General features: G+C 61.6%; 12 protein-coding genes and 1 pseudogene. 6 read left to right on the top strand and 7 right to left on the bottom strand.

The window, feature by feature from the left end; translation table 11 throughout:
* Positions 1 to 8: 8 nt before the first annotated feature.
* Both H3T88_RS00495 and H3T88_RS00490 read right to left on the bottom strand, forming a co-directional pair.
* The gene (locus H3T88_RS00495; protein WP_015022556.1) at positions 9 to 1,097 is read right to left on the bottom strand and encodes a CpaF family protein; all 1,089 of its coding nucleotides are present in this window, start codon (positions 1,095 to 1,097) and stop codon (positions 9 to 11) included.
* Positions 1,094 to 1,864, bottom strand: coding sequence for a hypothetical protein (locus tag H3T88_RS00490; protein WP_015022557.1), 771 nt, complete (start codon positions 1,862 to 1,864; stop codon positions 1,094 to 1,096). Before H3T88_RS00490 ends, H3T88_RS00495 begins: the two co-directional genes overlap by 4 nt.
* A 781-nt stretch (positions 1,865 to 2,645) precedes the next feature.
* Between H3T88_RS00490 and H3T88_RS00485 the strand changes: the two genes are divergently transcribed.
* The 5 genes from H3T88_RS00485 to H3T88_RS00465 all read left to right on the top strand — a co-directional run bounded on the left by H3T88_RS00485 (position 2,646) and on the right by H3T88_RS00465 (position 10,148).
* Positions 2,646 to 4,892 (top strand): RNA degradosome polyphosphate kinase, encoded by a 2,247-nt coding sequence (locus tag H3T88_RS00485; protein WP_110417735.1) that lies wholly within the window; start codon positions 2,646 to 2,648, stop codon positions 4,890 to 4,892.
* A 61-nt stretch (positions 4,893 to 4,953) separates the two neighbouring features.
* Complete coding sequence (locus tag H3T88_RS00480) at positions 4,954 to 6,033, top strand: NUDIX hydrolase (protein ID WP_033510844.1); 1,080 nt, start codon at positions 4,954 to 4,956, stop codon at positions 6,031 to 6,033.
* Positions 6,034 to 6,046: 13 nt separating this feature from the next.
* Positions 6,047 to 6,742 (top strand): thymidine phosphorylase, encoded by a 696-nt coding sequence (locus H3T88_RS00475; RefSeq protein ID WP_198203513.1) that lies wholly within the window; start codon positions 6,047 to 6,049, stop codon positions 6,740 to 6,742.
* 248 nt (positions 6,743 to 6,990) lie between these two features.
* Positions 6,991 to 7,629 carry a uracil phosphoribosyltransferase gene (upp, locus tag H3T88_RS00470; protein ID WP_015022561.1) on the top strand — a complete coding sequence of 213 codons (639 nt, stop codon included), beginning with the start codon at positions 6,991 to 6,993 and terminating at the stop codon, positions 7,627 to 7,629.
* Between the two features lie 443 nt (positions 7,630 to 8,072).
* A complete protein-coding gene (locus tag H3T88_RS00465; RefSeq protein ID WP_198203196.1) occupies positions 8,073 to 10,148 on the top strand; it encodes an ABC transporter permease in 2,076 nt (691 codons plus the stop codon).
* Here the strand turns inward: H3T88_RS00465 and H3T88_RS00460 are convergent.
* Positions 10,117 to 11,199, bottom strand: coding sequence for a glycerophosphodiester phosphodiesterase family protein (locus tag H3T88_RS00460; protein WP_198203195.1), 1,083 nt, complete (start codon positions 11,197 to 11,199; stop codon positions 10,117 to 10,119). The two genes, H3T88_RS00465 and H3T88_RS00460, sit on opposite strands and share 32 nt — an antisense overlap.
* A 182-nt stretch (positions 11,200 to 11,381) precedes the next feature.
* Here H3T88_RS00460 and H3T88_RS00455 point away from each other — a divergent pair, with 182 nt between their 5' ends.
* Positions 11,382 to 12,242: an aldo/keto reductase gene (locus tag H3T88_RS00455; RefSeq protein ID WP_198203194.1), complete on the top strand. Its 861-nt coding sequence runs from the start codon at positions 11,382 to 11,384 to the stop codon at positions 12,240 to 12,242.
* Between the two features lie 55 nt (positions 12,243 to 12,297).
* Here the strand turns inward: H3T88_RS00455 and H3T88_RS00450 are convergent, their stop codons facing one another.
* The 4 genes and pseudogenes from H3T88_RS00450 to H3T88_RS00435 form a co-directional block, all read right to left on the bottom strand.
* Positions 12,298 to 14,007, bottom strand: a complete 1,710-nt coding sequence (locus tag H3T88_RS00450) for an ABC1 kinase family protein (RefSeq protein WP_198203512.1) — start codon at positions 14,005 to 14,007, stop codon at positions 12,298 to 12,300.
* Between the two features lie 290 nt (positions 14,008 to 14,297).
* Positions 14,298 to 14,465, bottom strand: a pseudogene (locus H3T88_RS08870) (phasin family protein); the annotation flags it as partial.
* A gap of 217 nt (positions 14,466 to 14,682) precedes the next feature.
* The gene (locus H3T88_RS00440; RefSeq protein WP_198203193.1) at positions 14,683 to 15,489 is read right to left on the bottom strand and encodes a type 1 glutamine amidotransferase; all 807 of its coding nucleotides are present in this window, start codon (positions 15,487 to 15,489) and stop codon (positions 14,683 to 14,685) included.
* A gap of 26 nt (positions 15,490 to 15,515) precedes the next feature.
* Positions 15,516 to 16,907: a Mur ligase family protein gene (locus H3T88_RS00435; RefSeq protein WP_232347040.1), complete on the bottom strand. Its 1,392-nt coding sequence runs from the start codon at positions 16,905 to 16,907 to the stop codon at positions 15,516 to 15,518.
* Positions 16,908 to 16,909: the final 2 nt, after the last annotated feature.

Below are 16,909 nucleotides of genomic sequence, written 5' to 3'. Positions count from 1 at the left end.
ACCTCGAACTACGGAACGCCCGCCGGGGCGCTGGTCACAATGCCCCACCGCCTGGCAAACTTCGACCAAGCTGTTCCATACGTAGCGGTCCCTCGGCCCGGCCAAGTACAGACAGCCTCCCCCAAAAGCCGGCCGTCAGCGGCCGTCGTCAGTCGACCAATCTGAGCGATATGTCTATGACCGCCTGAACGTTCCAGATGGACAACAGCGTCAAACGCCCCCTGGGCCAGAGCCGCCAGTGCCCTCGGCTGCAGCCCCGCCAGCAACCCCAGAGTCGCCAGTCTGGCTGGAACTCGTTCCACGTTGTCGGCATGCAGCGTGGCCATCCCGCCCCGATGACCGGAATTGAAAGCCCGCAACAGATCAGCTATCTCCTCACCCCGGCACTCGCCCAGGATGATCCGATCGGGCCGCATACGCAGTGTGGCCTTGACCAGATCGACCAACCCCACACCCCCTGCCCCTTCAATGTTGGACTCTCTGACAGCCAGGGAAACCATATTCCTGTGACCGTCGATACGACCAAGCTCACGGACTTCCTCCACGACGACCAGCCGTTGCTCCTGTGGACACATGCGCAGCAGGGCCCGCAGAAGTGTGGTCTTGCCGGCACCCGTGCCGCCAGTCACCAGAATGCTGGCCCGATTGACCACCAGCGCCCGAAGGATGAAGAGCCAGCTGGCAGGACACAACCCAGCAGCAGCCAGCTCCTCCAGCCCTGGCGGGTGTCTGTTGGGCAGTCTGATGGAAATGGCTGCGCCCTCGGGCACGAGCGGGGCAAGCACGGCGTGGACTCTGATCCCCTCCCTGCTGGAAGCATCAGCCATGGGCCGGGCATCGTCCAGGCGACGCCCCAGTTGAGCGCATAACTGCACAGCAAAGTCCCTTACTGCCCGAGGTCCGGTGAACCCGGGCCGAAGCAGAACCTCCTCCATCCCCGCGCCCCGGTCGATCCATACATCGCCCTGCCCGGTCACCGCGATGTCAGTCACCGCAGGATCACTCACCAGCCCATCCAGGTAGCCGAAAGTGGGCGGTTGAGACGAATAGTCGTCAGGGAATGAACCTTCAAGGCTTTTCCCGTTCCCCGTGATCATTTGACAGCCTCGGACCGAGCCAATCCGCCAGAAGAGACCCGCTCTTCCTTTTTTGCGCCGACGACGACCATCCCCGCGATCCGCTCTGCCAGGGGATGAAGGGCCCGGGCGTAAGTGCGCGGCACCCGTTCCAGGCCGCGCCCGTCCAGGACGGATGCCGACAGTCTCGGTTGTGGCTTGAGAACCACGTCCACCGATCGGCCCAGAAACTCCTCCGCCTGCTCCGGGTCGACACCATGACTGACCCGGTGCCGAGTGGGCATCATCCCAATCAGAGCCATAGGAGGCCTACACGAAATCAATGGGCTGTCTTGAGTTCGATCATCAGCATCCCTGTGGGCATTCAGGGCATGGAGAAGTGCCTTCGCCCGTGCAAGGCCCAGCACGGTCATGTCCACCATCAACAGCGAAGGCAGTCCCTTCAGCGAGCGCAAATTACCCAGACCCTGGCCCCGACCGGCATCAATCAGCAGGAAATCGGCAAATCCTGCCATCGCGCTGACAGCTGCGTCCATGTCCCACCAGCCCTGTGGCGGAGCACTCCAGGGATCGTTGCTGAGCAGCGGGATGCCATCCCAGACCGGCAGCTCTTCACGAAGGGCCTGAGGATCCACCCGGCCCAGGGGAGCACGAATCCGCCCCAATCGCATGCCAGGCGCCCCCTCGATGCCGACCAGGACATCCATCCCTCCTCCATCCAGGTCCAAATCCACCAGAGCGCATGACAGGGCCATGTTCCGAAGCTGTTTGGCCATCAGGGCCGTCATGGTTGTCAGCCCAATTCCTCCAGAAGCCGAGAGAAAGACCAGCCCCGTCACAGCGGACCCGTATTTGACTTCTGAGCCACCTTGCCCGATGCCTGTATCTTCGCCAGTCACCCTCCCTGGCCGACGTTCCGAAGACAACCCGAACGAATCAAAGGAGTGAGGAGTCCATTCGGGTTCCCGCCCTTTTATGCCGCCTTTTATCATCGTCGGCGGTCTGCCTGCACTCATTCCAGTCATGGCTACCAGTACATCCACCTTTTGACGTCAGCACCAGTACCCGGAACCGATGTGGTCGAATGACCCTATGCCTCCACATCGCTTCACCCTCTGTGTGAACACATGCGTCAAACCCACGACACGCCCGAAATTGCAGCATTTTTAAGCCCATGTCCATGGAATGCCACAGATGCTCACAGGGAAGCGACAGATTCCTCCAAAACCGGCACTTTCTACCTAGCTCAATGCACGCAACCGCACAAAAGTTCAAGCCAGCAACCTTCTCGGCTCTAACCCCATGAATATCTTGCCATCGGCCACAAAACTGGCATAATGGCATATACAAGGACGGTTCAAGAGCACGGAAGCCCACAAAGTGTATGGCCACCAGGACCGATACGTTGGACGGGTATATAAGACTTGACCGTTGCAACGATGATGTTGTGCAGAGATTCCATCTGGACCGACCTTGTAGGGACGGCCTCCTGCGGGGGGCCGTCCCTATTTATCCACAGGCTTTATCAACGATTGCAGAGGACGGCACCTGCGAATAAAGTGCTATGGTATGGTTCAGAAATTTGACGCACCCTCCAAGGCCTTGCTACGCAGCCAGATCGCGGAGCATATTGCCGAGACCGACGGCCAGGCACGGCACGTATCCAGGCACTCGGATCACCCGGTCTCGCCCTTGCCTGAGGATCGCTATTTCGACCGGGAGCTGAGCTGGCTCAAGTTCAACAAACGCGTGCTTGAACTGGCCGAAGATGAGAGCGTGCCCCTGTTGGAGCGCGCCAACTTCGCCGCCATCTTCGCCAGCAATCTTGATGAGTTCTTCATGGTTCGCGTGGCTGGTCTGAAGCGTCGCGTAGACACCGGCATCGCTGTGACTGCAGCCAGCGGAATGAGCCCTCGTCAGCAACTGAGAGCCATTTCCGAGCAGGCGCACAAGCTTCAGGACGAGCATGCCCACTACGTCATCGACCACATCCTGCCTGATCTCGCGGCCGAAAGCATCATCCTTCTGAGCTGGACACAGCTGAGCAGTCAGGAACAGGAACGGCTCACCAACTTCTTCCGCAACCAGGTCTTTCCGGTCCTGACCCCGCTGGCCGTCGACCCGGCCCACCCCTTCCCCTATATCTCAGGCAACTCCCTGAACCTGGCGGTCCTGGTGGAGAACCCCACCTCGGGCAAGACCCACTTCGCCCGCGTCAAGATTCCCGACAATCTCTCCCGCCTGGTTCCTGTGGACGACCTGACCGACGAAGAGGGTCGGGAGGAGCGCTACGGGTTCATCACCATGGAGAACCTGATCATCGCCCATTTGGAATACCTCTTCCCAGGCATGATCATCAAGGAGGCCCGCTCCTTCCGCGTCACCCGCAACGAGGATATTGACGTCGAGGAGGACGACGCCGAAAACCTGCTCAACGCCATGGAGAAGGAGCTGCTGCAACGGCGGTTCGGACCGCCCATCCGCCTGGAGATTTCCGACTCCGCCTCTCCCTTCCTCTCCCAGCTGCTGGCCAGCAAGCTTAGAGTCAATCAGGAGGAGGTCTATCGGCTACCCGCCCCCTTGGATTGCACCGTCCTGTTCGAACTGCAGTCCATCGATCGGGCCGACCTCAAGTTTCGCCCATTCATTCCCACCACCAACCGGCAGATAGCCGAGGTGGAATCCAGCCAGGCCCAGGACATCTTCGCCGCCATCCGCGAGCATGACATCCTCCTTCACCACCCCTATGACTCCTTCTCCACTTCAGTTCAGGCCTTCCTGGAGCAGGCAGCAGCCGATCCGCGAGTGCTGGCCATCAAGCAGACCCTCTACCGGACCTCGGGCAACTCGCCCATCATCAATGCCCTGGTGGATGCCGCGCACGCCGGCAAGCAGGTCCTGGCCCTGGTCGAGATCAAGGCCCGGTTCGATGAGGAGGCCAACATCGCCTGGGCTCGTCAGCTGGAACGGGCCGGTGTCCACGTTGTCTACGGGATCGTGGGCCTGAAAACCCACTGCAAGCTCTCCCTGGTGGTCCGTCAGGAGCAGGACGGCCTGCGTCGTTACTGCCACGTAGGCACCGGCAACTACAACCCCAAGACCGCCCGCCAGTATACCGACCTTGGTCTGCTGACCTGTGACCCAGTGGTGGGACAGGACCTGACCAGGCTCTTCAACCAGCTGTCAGGCTATGCACCCAAGTCCTCCTTCCACCGACTGCTGGTAGCCCCACGCACAGTCCGCTCCGGGCTGCTGCAGCGGATCGCCCGCGAGGAAGAGACCGCCCTGAACGGCAAGCCTGCATGGATACGAATCAAGGTCAACTCCCTGGTGGATGAAAAGATCATCGACGCCCTCTACCGGGCCAGCCAGGCGGGGGTCCGCATCGACATCGTGGAGCGTGGCATCTGCTCCCTGAAACCTGGCGTGCCCGGACTGAGCGAGAACATCCGAGTCCACTCCATCCTGGGCCGGTTCCTGGAGCACAGCCGCATCTTCGCCTTCGCCAACTCCCAGGGCCCCCAAATCGGCGAGGGTCCTCTGGCCGGGCCAGAGGTCTGGATAGGCTCCGCCGACCTGATGCATCGCAACCTGGACCGCCGCGTGGAGGCGCTTGTCCGCATCACTGCGCCCGAGCAGGTGCAGGGACTGATCGACTACGTGGATCTGCAGATGGCCGACACCACCAGCTCCTGGCACATGCAGCCCGACGGCACCTATGTGCGGCACAGCCGCGATGATCAGGGCCGGCCTCTGGTCGACTCCCAGGAGTACCTGATCGACCGTCACACCCGAACCCCCAGGGCCAGGAGATGATGATGCGCCTCCCGACCGGCCGGTCCGCCGCCAAGGCGGACGATTGGGATGGCGCCCGGCCATGAGCAGGACGGTCGAGGCAGCCGGAGCCATCCTCTACCGGTGGCGCACAAGCTTCCAGGGATGGATGAAATTCAGCGACGACGGCCGAGCAGCCCCAGGAGCCAGCCCACGCTCCGACCTCGATCAGCTGGAGCTCTGCCTGGTCCATCGTCCCAAGTACGACGACTGGAGCTGGCCCAAGGGCAAGCTGGAGAATCGTGAGACCCACATGCGGGCGGCCGTGCGCGAGGTGGGCGAGGAGACCGGCTGTCTTGTCCGGCTGGGGCCATACCTGGGAGATGCCGAATATCCGCTGAACAACGAGGGCAGGAGTCGGGGCGGCAAAGGTGGCAGGCTCAAACACATCTGCTACTGGATGGCCACGCCGACCGACTCGGAGCACGCCGCCGGTCAAAGTGCACTGCTGGGACCCATCCACCGGCCTGATTCCAGGGAAATCGACCAGATACGATGGGTTGGAGCCTCAGAAGCCCGCAAACTATTGACCCACCCCAGCGACAGAACCATACTGGACGCCTTCGTGGATCGGGTGGAGCAGGGAGGCATCCGGGCTCGTCAGTTGATCATCGTCCGCCACGGCAAGGCTGTGGCCCGGAAGGAGTGGACAGGCAAGGACGCGAATCGTCCCCTGACCCCCAGGGGTGCCGGCACCTCCTATGCCCTGGCTCGTGAGCTGGCCTGCTTCGCGCCCGACAACCTCCTGTCCTCCCCCTGGATCCGCTGTGTGCAGACATTGCGACCCTACGCCGACGAGGTAGGCCTGCCCATAGAGATGGTGACCTGTCTGACGGAGTCCTCCTACCACCGACGCCCAGACCAGGCCCACACCTGGCTGGACGGGCAGATGGCCGACCTGCTGACAGGTAACAGAACCATCATGATCTGCATGCATCGCCCTGTCCTGGGAGGAGTCTTCGAGAAGCTGCGCGGGCTATGCTCCAGCGGATCGCTGTCCAAACGGCTGCCCGATGACTCCCCCTTCATGCCCACCGGCAACGCCGTCGTCCTCAGTCTGACCGGCGACCCCAATCATCCGACCATCATCGACATACAGAAGGTGACTCCCATTGTCTACTGACAGCAACTCCAGAATCGGTTCATCCTCAATCCGCTCCTCCCGCACGGGATTCGTAGCCTCCGGCACCGGAGCATCGCGTCCTTCACGCCCTGGTCAGCTGGATCCGGCCATCGCCGACCAGCTCTCCGGAGGCATGGATCCACAGCAGATCAGCGAGATGAGCCATGTGTCAGCAGCCTCCCTGCTGGACCGGGTCCACCACAGCGCCGACCCGGCCATCGTCAAACGAGTCCTGACCCTGGTCGACCGCGAGGGCGTGGATATAGTGGCCGAGCTCTGGAGCGACAGTGACCCCGACTCTCTGCCTGGCATTCTTTGGCGGCTCTACATGCTTCGCAGCTGGATGCGTAAGGACGCTGATGGAATCAGCCGCCTGTGGCGGCTGGGCGAACCCACTGACAGCGCTGCATCAGCCATCGCCGGCGTGGATCAGGCCCCGGAGGCCGACGACATCATCCGAACCGCCGACTCCATCCTCTCCGGAGCTTTCACGGGCGACTTCGCCATAGCCCTGGAACGCGCCGGAGCCTTCTGCGACGTGATCGCCCGCGGAATCAAGACCACCATCCGGGACGCCCAGAGCCGGCAGCTGGACGGTCAGGATACCAAGGAGGTCGACGCGGCACAGCGCACCGTCAACTCCCTCAATCAGACGGCACGTGACTTCATGAGGGGCGCATCACTCTGGCGGCGGGGACGGCTGGAGTAGGATCCGCCACCCTTTCAAGCCGGAAGCGTAAGCGCGCCGTGAACACAGATCAGACCCCGGCATGCCCTACAATGGGGACTGCGTCGGACCATGGTTAAGCCCCGGGCTCCGTTTGTTGCCGCTGCGAGCGGCGTTTGCGCCGACAGGCGCTTGCATGGTTCGGCGTTTTCATTTCCATTCCCAAATCAAAGGCAGCATGGCTTGCCGGTCGCTACCAGAAGCCGACCCGCTGAGCTACGCTGAGAGGTATGGAACTTCACGTACTGGAACACCCGCTGATTGAGCACAAGCTGACCGTACTGCGGGACAAAAACACCCCTTCCAACACCTTCCGCGAGCTGATCAGCGAACTGGTCATGCTTGAGGCCTACGAGGCCACCCGCAATCTGGACATCGAAGACCACCCCATCGAGACCCCTGTCGCTCCCATGGTGGGCAAGAAGCTCTGCTCCCCACGCCCCATGGTGGTCCCCATTCTGCGCGCCGGACTGGGCATGCTTGACGGCATGACCCGGCTGCTGCCAACCGCCGAGGTCGGATTCCTTGGTCTCAAGCGCGACGAGAACACTCTGGACATCATCACCTACGCCAACCGCCTGCCGGAGGACCTCTCCGGGCGTCAGTGTTTCCTGCTGGATCCCATGCTGGCCACCGGCGGCACCCTGATCGCCGCCACCAAATACCTTGCCGAGCGCGGCGCCAAGGACGTGACCTCCATCAACATTCTGGCCGCTCCCGAGGGCCTGAACCGCCTCAAGGAGGAGATGGACCCCTCCATCAACCTCAAGGTGGTGGTCTGCGCAGTCGATCAGAAGCTGAACGAGCACGCCTACATCGTGCCTGGCCTGGGCGATGCCGGCGACCGCCTTTACGGCGTCATCGACTGATCCAACGAACTGACGGGGCACGAACCCCATACCTGACAAGGACCCGAATCTGCACGATTCGGGTCCTTTTTTCAACGGTGTTCGATGGCCGTCCCGGCGGATGCTGTGCAAAATGGACTAGGCTTCCCTCCCCTACCCCGTCAGTGAGGATAGGTTCGCTATGAAGTCGTCGCTATAGAAACTGCCGGCTCTGCAATGCCATGGAGCTTAGCGAACCAGTCATCATGTCTGTAATCCTCCCGACCTCTATTCTCCCAACCGTCTATCCCTCGACTTCCACCCTCTCGCCCTCTGTCCTCTTGCCCACCTCTCGCACGAGAGTGCCTAATCGCTGATCGCCACCCTGGTTCTTCCCCTGGTCTGACCCTGAAAACACCCTGAGTGGGCCTTGCCTGGTGTTGCAATAAGAACAGCGGCATTCAAGGGCGAGAAAGGAGCACACCATGGAGGGCAAGTCCCTTTCCCTAGGTGGATCAATCACAGGAACCGGAGCCTCAGGACCGATGGGCGGGGGCGGCTCGCAAACCGCAGGTCGAACCAAGGCACGCACTCCTGGCCTGGGCTCCCTGGTGCAGTCCTTTCTGCATGAGCATCGGTCCTCCTACACGGTCATGGTTCTGGCAGTCATGGCCGCTTCAGTCCTTACCAGCGCCTGGGCCCAGGTAGCCATTGCCGCTCGGAAGGGCGACGGGATGCCAGATACACGCGCAATGAATTCCTACGACCGCGCTATGACCCTGTCCTTACAAGACGGCGCTGCACTGATATCCATAACGTACGCCTGCATATGCGGGTTCGTCTCCATCTTCCTGGTCATCACCTCCGTGGGGTTCCTAATCGAGCGCCGTCGTCGCGAGTATGCCATGATGCGGCTTTCCGGCGCCTCTCCCAGGACCGTGAGATTCATCTCTCTGCTGGAATTCATGATTCCGGTAGGTTTGGCCGCCCTCCTGGGCAGTTCGGCGGGATGCCTGCTGGTGCCCGCATTCGCCAAGTCCCTGATCAACTCAGGTCTTGAAGCACTGGAAATGACCGCGCATCCCCACCCCATGGGAATTATCTTCGCTTTCGCGGGGATACTCCTGGCAGGCCTCTTCGGAACCTGGTTCGCCGCCAGGAGGATTACCGCCATCTCTCCCATCGAGGCCCTGCAGGACTCCGAGAACAGATCAGGGACCAAGTCAATCGGCCCTCTTCGCCTGATAATCGCCCTGGCCGGCCTGGCTGGAGGACTGGCCATGGTCTATCACCGCTTCAACGGCATGGACATTGAAATCCAGATCCTGGCCTCGACCGGCTGCCTGCTCGTCATCATCGGCGCCCTGGCTCCTGTCCTGGTTCCGGCCTGCGCCAACCTGATCGGCATCCCCTTCCAACTGGCCTTCCGAGGTGCCGGTCTTCTGGCACGGCAAAGGGCGCGGAAGGAAAACCGGAGCTCTACCGCCGTCGCAGTGCCGATCATACTGATGCTGGTCATCGTGACCGGAATAATAGCCCTAGTACGGTCCAGCTGGGCGCAAGAAGCCATAAGCCGGTATAAGCCGGTCGCTGCCGAAACCATGATCACTGCAGAGAGCAATGATCCAAGAGACCTGGATCGCCAGCTTCGGTCCACTGCAGACGTCGAATCCGCCGTCACCTATAGCGAGGGATCCTGGAAAACTGCAGACAAGGAAGATACCGGCGGCAATGGCGAACCCTCCGTCATGGCTATGCATGTCAACAAAGCAGGCAAGAGCGTCAATACCATTAGCCCAATCTTCATCAAGGGCTCCGCTGCTGACCTGGGGCCGGGCAAGATCGCCGTTATTGCAAGTGGCCGCACCCAGGAGAAAAACCCTATTGGTCGCAAGCTGACTCTGATCGACAGGTACGACAAAGGCCATACGCTGACCATCACCGCCGTAGTCGATATGACCCCGACAGGGCAGATGGGCCAATACCTGATGACGGATGCAGACCTGTTGCAGCTGGCGCCAGACAACAGCGGATCGACCACCCTGGCCAGGACCGCCCCTGAAATTCGCACAGACGATCTGATCAATAAGCTCAATGCTTCATGGGACAGGAAAGGCATCAAGGCCTGCACCAAGAAGGAGTACATTCGTTCCGAAATCCAAAGGTCCCAGGAGGTGCAGCGGGCCATGCCCCAGATGGTCAACGGGGCCATCGTCCTGACGGCCATCTTCCTGATTCAGGCATGCGCCATCGCAGTCAACGAGCGCCGCCAGGAGAACCGAAGGATGCAGGCTGCCGGTGTTTCACGTGGAACATTGGTCTGCTCTTCGATTGGGGAGTCAGTAATCGATGCTCTTTCGGCCATCCTGCTTTCAGCCCTGGCCATGGCGGGGGTACTGGCCGTCATCTTCCATCAGTTGTCCGGCCAGATCGACATGAGCGTCGTGCCGCTTCCCTACGGCTACTTCCTGATCATGGCCCTCTGGGCGATAGGCCTGGCCGCCGCGGCCTCAGGCCTGTATAGCTGGTTCAGCTCTCGGGCAGATACGACTCGAAGATAATCCCATCAAAGTCCGGACTGGCCTCCTCCTGCGCATGCTCGGAGCGGACGGTCCAGGCGATGGGCGTTCCACCTAGGAACCGATAGAAACGCATGGGCAGTGAGTGCCCGCTGTGCCACTCGCAGGCCACGAAGTCCGGCCGCCCCAGCCAGTTGAAGAGGAGGGACCCGGCCATCCAGCGCAGGGCCGATGAGCGGGAGTCCACCCGGCCATGGTAGGGGGCGACCAGTTGCCCCCTGGTGACGCCTGGGTGGTGAACCCGATACCAGGCAAGGGCCAGGACGTTGAAGGACTCAATTACATAGGGGCCCTGGTACCTGGACAGGAGGGCATCGGTCCGACGCATGAGCTCCCGATCCAAGCCCCTGTCCATCTTGATCTCGACGACCAAGGGCACCCGGCCATCCACCAGAGCGAGCACCTCGGACAGAAGAGGCACATGCTGCGCCTCGGGATCGTTGAGGCCCCCGTCCCCGCCCTCCGTTTCGGGACCGCCATCGTGGTCGGCAGAGCCAGGAATTCCTTCCCCGGACTCAAGAGCCTGGGCAGGGCTTGGGCACAGGGGAATCCTCTGCAGCTGCTCATAGGTCAGGTCCGCCACTGCCCGGTTGACGCCAGCCACCCGCTGCAGGTCTCCATCGTGGATGACCACCACCTGGCCGTCCCGGCTGAGATGAACATCCAGCTCAATCCCGTAGCCGGCCCTGCAGGCCGCCTCGAAGGCAGTCAGAGAATTTTCAGGCGCCACTACCCGAGGGGGCTTGGCTTGGGCCGAGGCATGCCTGCCTGAGGGACGATCGGATTCAACCTTCAGGCAGTCATGGATACGGTGCAGGTAGGCGGTCTGTCCAGGGTTGGGATTGGCCGTCTCCATCCCCGAGCCAGAGTCGTGCAGACCCCTATGGGCACAGGGCTGCAAGGACAGGCCGACAGGCTTTCTCCTACCCGCAACCACCGAGAGGCTGGGGGCCAGAGCCCAACACCAACCTCCCAAAATCCCGAATCCCAACCCCAGTGCGACCTTGCCGGCCAATCGTGCTTTGGACCCCATCATCGCCTCCAGCCATCAGCTACTTCACTATCCACGCTAGCATCGCAGGAGGCTGGACGCGCTTTGCCGGCTTGACTTCAAGCTGCTTCAAGGCCTTATCCTTGAACAAGCAGATCATAGAGGCACGCCCTGCCTTTCAGCCAGCTCCGTCAAGCCATCTGCCAAGAAAGAAGCACAACACCATGCAGAATGATTCATCCACGTCGGTCCCATCCGTCAAACTCAACAACGGCGTCCTCATGCCCATGGAGGGCTTCGGCGTCTACCAAATCGCCGACCTGGACGAATGCCGCCGCTCAGTCCTGGATGCCTTGGAGACCGGGTACCGGGCCATCGACACGGCCCAGGCCTATGGAAACGAGCAGGCCGTCGGAGATGCCCTGGCCCAGAGCGGCCTCGACCGCGACCAGGTCTTCCTGACCACCAAGGTCTGGATCACGAACTACGGATACGACAAGACCAAGGCCTCGGTCGAGGAGTCCTTGAAGAAGCTGGGTACCGACCACCTGGACCTGGTCCTCCTCCACCAGCCCTTCAACGACTACTACGCAGCCTGGCACGCCCTTGAGGACCTCTATGACCAGGGGATCCTGCGCGCCATCGGTGTCTCGAACTTCTACGCCGATCGCTATGTGGATCTGGTCAAGTTCAATAGAATCGTCCCGGCTGTCAACCAGCTGGAGACCCACGTCTTCCACCAGCGCCCCCAGGAACGCACCTACATGGATAAGTACGGCACCCGGATCGAATCCTGGGGACCCTTCGCCGAGGGCCGCCAAGGGATGTTCACCAACCCGACCCTGGCCGAGATCGGACAAGCGCACGGCCGGACCGCAGCCCAGGTGGCCCTGCGCTTCCTGGTTCAGGACGGGGTCATCGTCATCCCCAAGACCACCCACCGAGAGCGCATGCGCGAGAACCTCGATATCTGGGACTTCCAGCTCAGCGACCAGGAGATGGACCGGCTGCGGGCCATGGACACCGGCAAATCCGCCTTCATGAACCACGAATCACCTGAAACCGTGGAGGACTTCGCCGGCTGATTCAGCATCAGACAGTTCTGCATCCATATCTGTGCAGGATGGACGGGCTCTCAGGCTAAGCTTCACCGTTGTGTCGCCGACGCTTGAGGGCCCGGTGCTTGATCAGGATGTCCAGGACTATCCAGACCGAAAGAATGAAGGCCACCACGTATCCCAGCATGCTGACCACCGGGATGCCGAAGACCACTGGCTTGATGCGGGCGAAGTATACGATTGAGGAGCCCACATAGAGACCGACGACAATCAGGGCCATGGTCAGCCTGTTGACCATGTCGGACAGCTGCTGCAGGGGCTCCTCGGAGCCTACCAGCTGCACATTGGCGCGCAACTGGCCACGGGTCAGCATCTTGGCTGCGGTCTGGGACTCAGCCAGGGCGCCCAAAAGCCCATGCAGGGCCAGGTCGCCCTGGATGCCCAACTTCCTGGTCTCTTCCTTGAGGATGGATCCCGCGCTCTGGCTATAGCCGACATGATCGGTGATGATCTGCACGATGTTGGCCTCAGGCAGGAACTCGTCCAGGAGTCCTTCAAGCGTGACCAGGCAGCGCGCCACCATGGTGACCGACCCCGGCACCTTGATGCCATGCCGGGCGGCCAGCTTCATAACGGCATTGACGTATTCGGCGATATCCAAATCGGCCAGATCCAGCTTGCCGAACCGCTGGACGACCGCATCCAGGTCGGCCAAAAGATAGGGGTAGTCCTCGGCCCTGGCCTCGCCTGTGCCAGCGAAGCGGAGCAGTCCCTGGGCCAGTGCCGGTGAATCCTCACGTCCTACTGCAAAAATCATGTCCTTCAAGGCCGATTTGGTCACCTTATCCAGGCGGCCGACCATCCCAAGGTCGATCAGCACTATGCAACCATCACGGATGATGATGTTGCCGGGGTGCGGATCAGCGTGAAAGAAGCCCCGGTCCATGATCTGGGTGGCATAGTTGTCGACCAGCTTGATGCCGATCTCCTTCAGGTCATAGCCCTGGGCCACCAGCTGGGCGGGCCGTGAGAGGGATATCCCGTCGATGTACTCCATCACCACCACATGCCTGGTGCAAAGAGCAGGATAGGGCTTCGGACAGTCGATGTAAGCGTAAGGGCCACAGAAATCCTTGAATTCAGCCAGATTGGCGGCCTCCTGCTGGAAGTCGACCTCGGACTGGAAGGTCTCCCAGAGCTCCTCGACAACCCCACGGATGTCAATCACCTGGGTACTGCGGACGAACCGGGAGGCCCACTTGACCATGCTGCGCAGAATGTCGATGTCCTGGGCCATGGTCTCTTGAATCCCTGGGCGCTGGACCTTGACGGCCACGTCCTCCCCGCTGATCAGGCGGGCCCGATGCACCTGCGCCAGGGAAGCCGACCCCAGGGGAACAGGATCTATGGAGGAGAAGATCTGGTCAAGCGGACGGCCGTACTCGGCGGCCAGTGTGCTGATCACCACGGAATACGGGATGGGATCCGCGTCGGCGCGCAACTTGGAGAGCTCACGGCAGAAGGCCTCCGGCAGGATCTCCGAACGCATGGAGAGAATCTGGCCCACCTTGACGAAAGTGGGCCCGAGCGCCTCGAACAATCGGCGCATGGTGACCGGGGTCAGACCATGGATGATGTCGAACCGGTTGGCAATGCGAATCATCTCGGCCAGTCGACGGGCCCTGCCACGCCTGTGCCGGATCCTTACTGCCGCCCCCTGCCGCTCTCCCGTACCGACCCCGAAGAGGCCGATGGTCTGCACAGGGGCATCATGCCCGTTCATGGCATCCATACTCACCACTCACCTGCGTCCTTTATCCGCATGGCCGACCAGCGGCAGACATTCCGGCGCAGACGACCGACGCTGACAGTAATCGACCGCCTTCAGCCCTGCTGACCCGCAATGGGATCATTGGATGTGATGGGGATGGACCCGGACCGACGATTCGGCATTGCCGCCAGGGGCTCGTGGTCGGGACGGCGGGAATCAGGAGCAACATGAGTCGCAGGCCTGGGCGCCCCGGCAGCCGGTGCAGGTGCGCTGTCAGCAGGGGCAGGTGCAGGAGCGGGAGGGTTCTGTCTGTTCCGCTTTAACTCAGTATTAAGAATCTTCCCCTGCTCGACCGTCAGCTCACCCTTCTTGACCAGGCTGTCAACGACCTCCTGGCCCTTCTCCACGCCTGTGGCCAGCGCTCCGATGCCAGCCAGAAGTACCTTGTGCAATCCATCACCGATATGCAAATCCGACATGATATGCCTCCCAGCATTCATATGCCCTTGAAGTACCGGGCCCTTTAGACCGCCAAGAGACGAGCGGCCGTCTCTCTTTACAGTCTAGCTGGTTATCATTGACCAATCCGATTCGACACCGTGGCAAGAGGAACCGCAACGTCTTTCCCCTGGCATTACCCTACAATCGCTCATCAAAATCTGTGCAGGACCCGCAGACGGAACCGCAGGTTCCTCTTTATCTGGGCCTGGAGGCAGCGATACGGCTGGCCTGATCAGCCAGGGAATCCAGACGCTCCAGTTCGCTCCGGCTCCTCTGGTCCATGGCAGTCTTCATCTGGACGAAGGTGCCCTGGCCGTACCGCCTGTCGGCTGCACCCTCGATAAGGAAATCCGTAATGGCCGGGTTCTTCGGCAGCAGCGACCCATGCATGTAGGTGCCGATGACCTTCTTCCATCGGGCACCCTCGGTGTGGTCCCTGCCGTTGTTGCCGCGGCCATCCTCGGTCACCATGCCCAGTGGATGGGCCTCCTCTCCCAGGTAGGTCAGACCAGAGTGGTTCTCATACCCGACCACACTGCCGAAGTCCTCTGCCTGCTCCACCAGGTTGCCAATCATCCGCTCGGACTCAGCAATGGTATGCACGTCAAGGATGCCGACCCCCTCCAGGCGCTCATGGTCTGAGGTCTCAAAATAATGGCCGAAAAGCTGATAGAGCCCGCAGATCATCAGCATGGGCACATCCTGGTCGGCCAGATCGTGCAGAAGACCGCCCCGTTCCCGCAGGTCGTCGATAATGCGCTCCTGGCCATGGTCCTGACCGCCGCCGCCCAGAATCACATCAATCCGCTCCGGCCAGGCATCGCCAGGATCGTAATAGCGGACCATGGGGCGGAACCCATACAGCTCAGCCCTACGGGTCACGCTGAGAATGTTGCCCGAATCCCCATAGATGTTCATGTCACGATGGTAGAGGGAGAGGATTTGCAGCGGCGGATGGTCTCCCAGGGCCTCGACCTTGGCCCTATCCTGAGTCTGCGGCATTCCTGCGCTCCTTCCGGTTCGCTCGCTCATGCGCCCACCCCGGCATCGTCAACGCTAGTGATCCTGCCGAGGGCTGACCGAAGCCGGAGCATGGAGGTGTAAGTGCAGTAGATTCGCTTGGGCCGCCCTGGGTGCACCTCAAGGAAGGCCGTCAGCGCCCGATCCAGGTCGCTCTCAATCGCATCCGTGGGCACCTGGTCATAGGCCAGACGCAGGGCCATGTCATAGGCCCGGGTGCCGGAAACCATGGCCACGCCGGTATCCCTGAGCGAGGTGAAGTCCACATCCCAGAGCCAGCTCATGTCACGCCCGTCCGCATACTCGTCCCGGATGGCGATCATGGTGTCCTGGCCGGCAGGGTCGAAGGAGGACAGTGCCAGTCGGAAGCCCATGGGGTTCTTGACAAGGACCAGCTCAACCGGCGCGCCCTGATAAGTGATGACCTCCCCGCGGCCGAAGGCGGGCGTCACCTTGGACAGGGCATCCATGAGCGCTGCATTATCAGGTTCCCTGTCCTCCAGAACGACTCTCACCAGCGCCAAAGCAGCAGCCGCATTGTAGAGGTTATAGACACCTTCAAGACGCAGGTCGGTCTCCAGGATCCGACCGTCCAGGCGAAAGGCAGCCCTATGATCCATGACCCGTTCCAGGGTCACCTCGGCTGGCAGCCGGTGACCATGGCGGACCGGACGGGGAGCGCTGTCCGCACGGGCTCCATCAGCATCCCGATCCGAGGCATGCATATCGTCATCGGTGGGGAAATACCTCAGCAGATCGTCCGACAGACCGAAGTAGGCCACACCGGTCTGGGCCGGCGTCTGGGCGGCCAGGCTTGCGACGCGCGGATCCTCCCGGTTGAGGACCACCGTGCCCGTGGTGGCCTGGGCCACCTGACCCAGCAGCCGGGCTGTAGTGTCGATTTCCCCAAACCGGTCCAGCTGGTCACGCATGACATTGAGCAGGAGGGCATAGCGGGGCTTGACCTGTCGCACAAAGTGGACCGCATAGGCCTCGTCCAGCTCCAGCACGGCAATGTCGGCATGCAGACGCCCGGAGAGCCCCAGTGTAGAGACCAAGGCCGAGACCACGCCCCGGGTGAAGTTGGATCCGGTCGGATTGGTGAAGACCTTGAGGCCCAGGGACTCCAACATGGAGGCCACCATCCTGGTGGTGGTGGTCTTGCCATTGGTCCCCGAGACCAGAACCACACCACGGGGCAGCCCCGACAGGGTCCTGGCCAGGAAGCCCGGGTCGATCCGCTCCACCACCTTGCCAGGCAGGGCCGAACCGCCATGATGGGATAGCCGCGAAACGAAGCGCACCGCCTTACCGACCAGAAGGGCCAGGAGCGAACGCCAAGGCCGACGGGGACGATCAGGCTGATCGGCAGGCTGCGCCTTGGAAGTCGTGGACCGCATGA

Source organism: Bifidobacterium sp. W8110 (genome assembly GCF_016101375.1).
GTDB classification, from domain to species: Bacteria; Actinomycetota; Actinomycetes; order Actinomycetales; family Bifidobacteriaceae; genus Bombiscardovia; species Bombiscardovia asteroides.
This window is presented reverse-complemented; position numbering and strand designations above follow the sequence as displayed.

Bases quoted from the DNA above. Each gene is read 5' to 3' on its own strand.
- H3T88_RS00460 (WP_198203195.1), bottom strand. From the start codon at position 11,199: ATGGGGTCCAAAGCACGATTGGCCGGCAAGGTCGCACTGGGGTTGGGA.
- H3T88_RS00465 (WP_198203196.1), top strand. From the start codon at position 8,073: ATGGAGGGCAAGTCCCTTTCCCTAGGTGGATCAATCACAGGAACCGGA.
- H3T88_RS00450 (WP_198203512.1), bottom strand. From the start codon at position 14,007: ATGGATGCCATGAACGGGCATGATGCCCCTGTGCAGACCATCGGCCTC.
- H3T88_RS00495 (WP_015022556.1), bottom strand. From the start codon at position 1,097: ATGATCACGGGGAACGGGAAAAGCCTTGAAGGTTCATTCCCTGACGAC.
- H3T88_RS00485 (WP_110417735.1), top strand. From the start codon at position 2,646: ATGGTTCAGAAATTTGACGCACCCTCCAAGGCCTTGCTACGCAGCCAG.
- H3T88_RS00455 (WP_198203194.1), top strand. From the start codon at position 11,382: ATGCAGAATGATTCATCCACGTCGGTCCCATCCGTCAAACTCAACAAC.
- upp (WP_015022561.1), top strand. From the start codon at position 6,991: ATGGAACTTCACGTACTGGAACACCCGCTGATTGAGCACAAGCTGACC.
- H3T88_RS00435 (WP_232347040.1), bottom strand. From the start codon at position 16,907: ATGCGGTCCACGACTTCCAAGGCGCAGCCTGCCGATCAGCCTGATCGT.
- H3T88_RS00490 (WP_015022557.1), bottom strand. From the start codon at position 1,864: ATGACGGCCCTGATGGCCAAACAGCTTCGGAACATGGCCCTGTCATGC.
- H3T88_RS00440 (WP_198203193.1), bottom strand. From the start codon at position 15,489: ATGCCGCAGACTCAGGATAGGGCCAAGGTCGAGGCCCTGGGAGACCAT.
- H3T88_RS00480 (WP_033510844.1), top strand. From the start codon at position 4,954: ATGAGCAGGACGGTCGAGGCAGCCGGAGCCATCCTCTACCGGTGGCGC.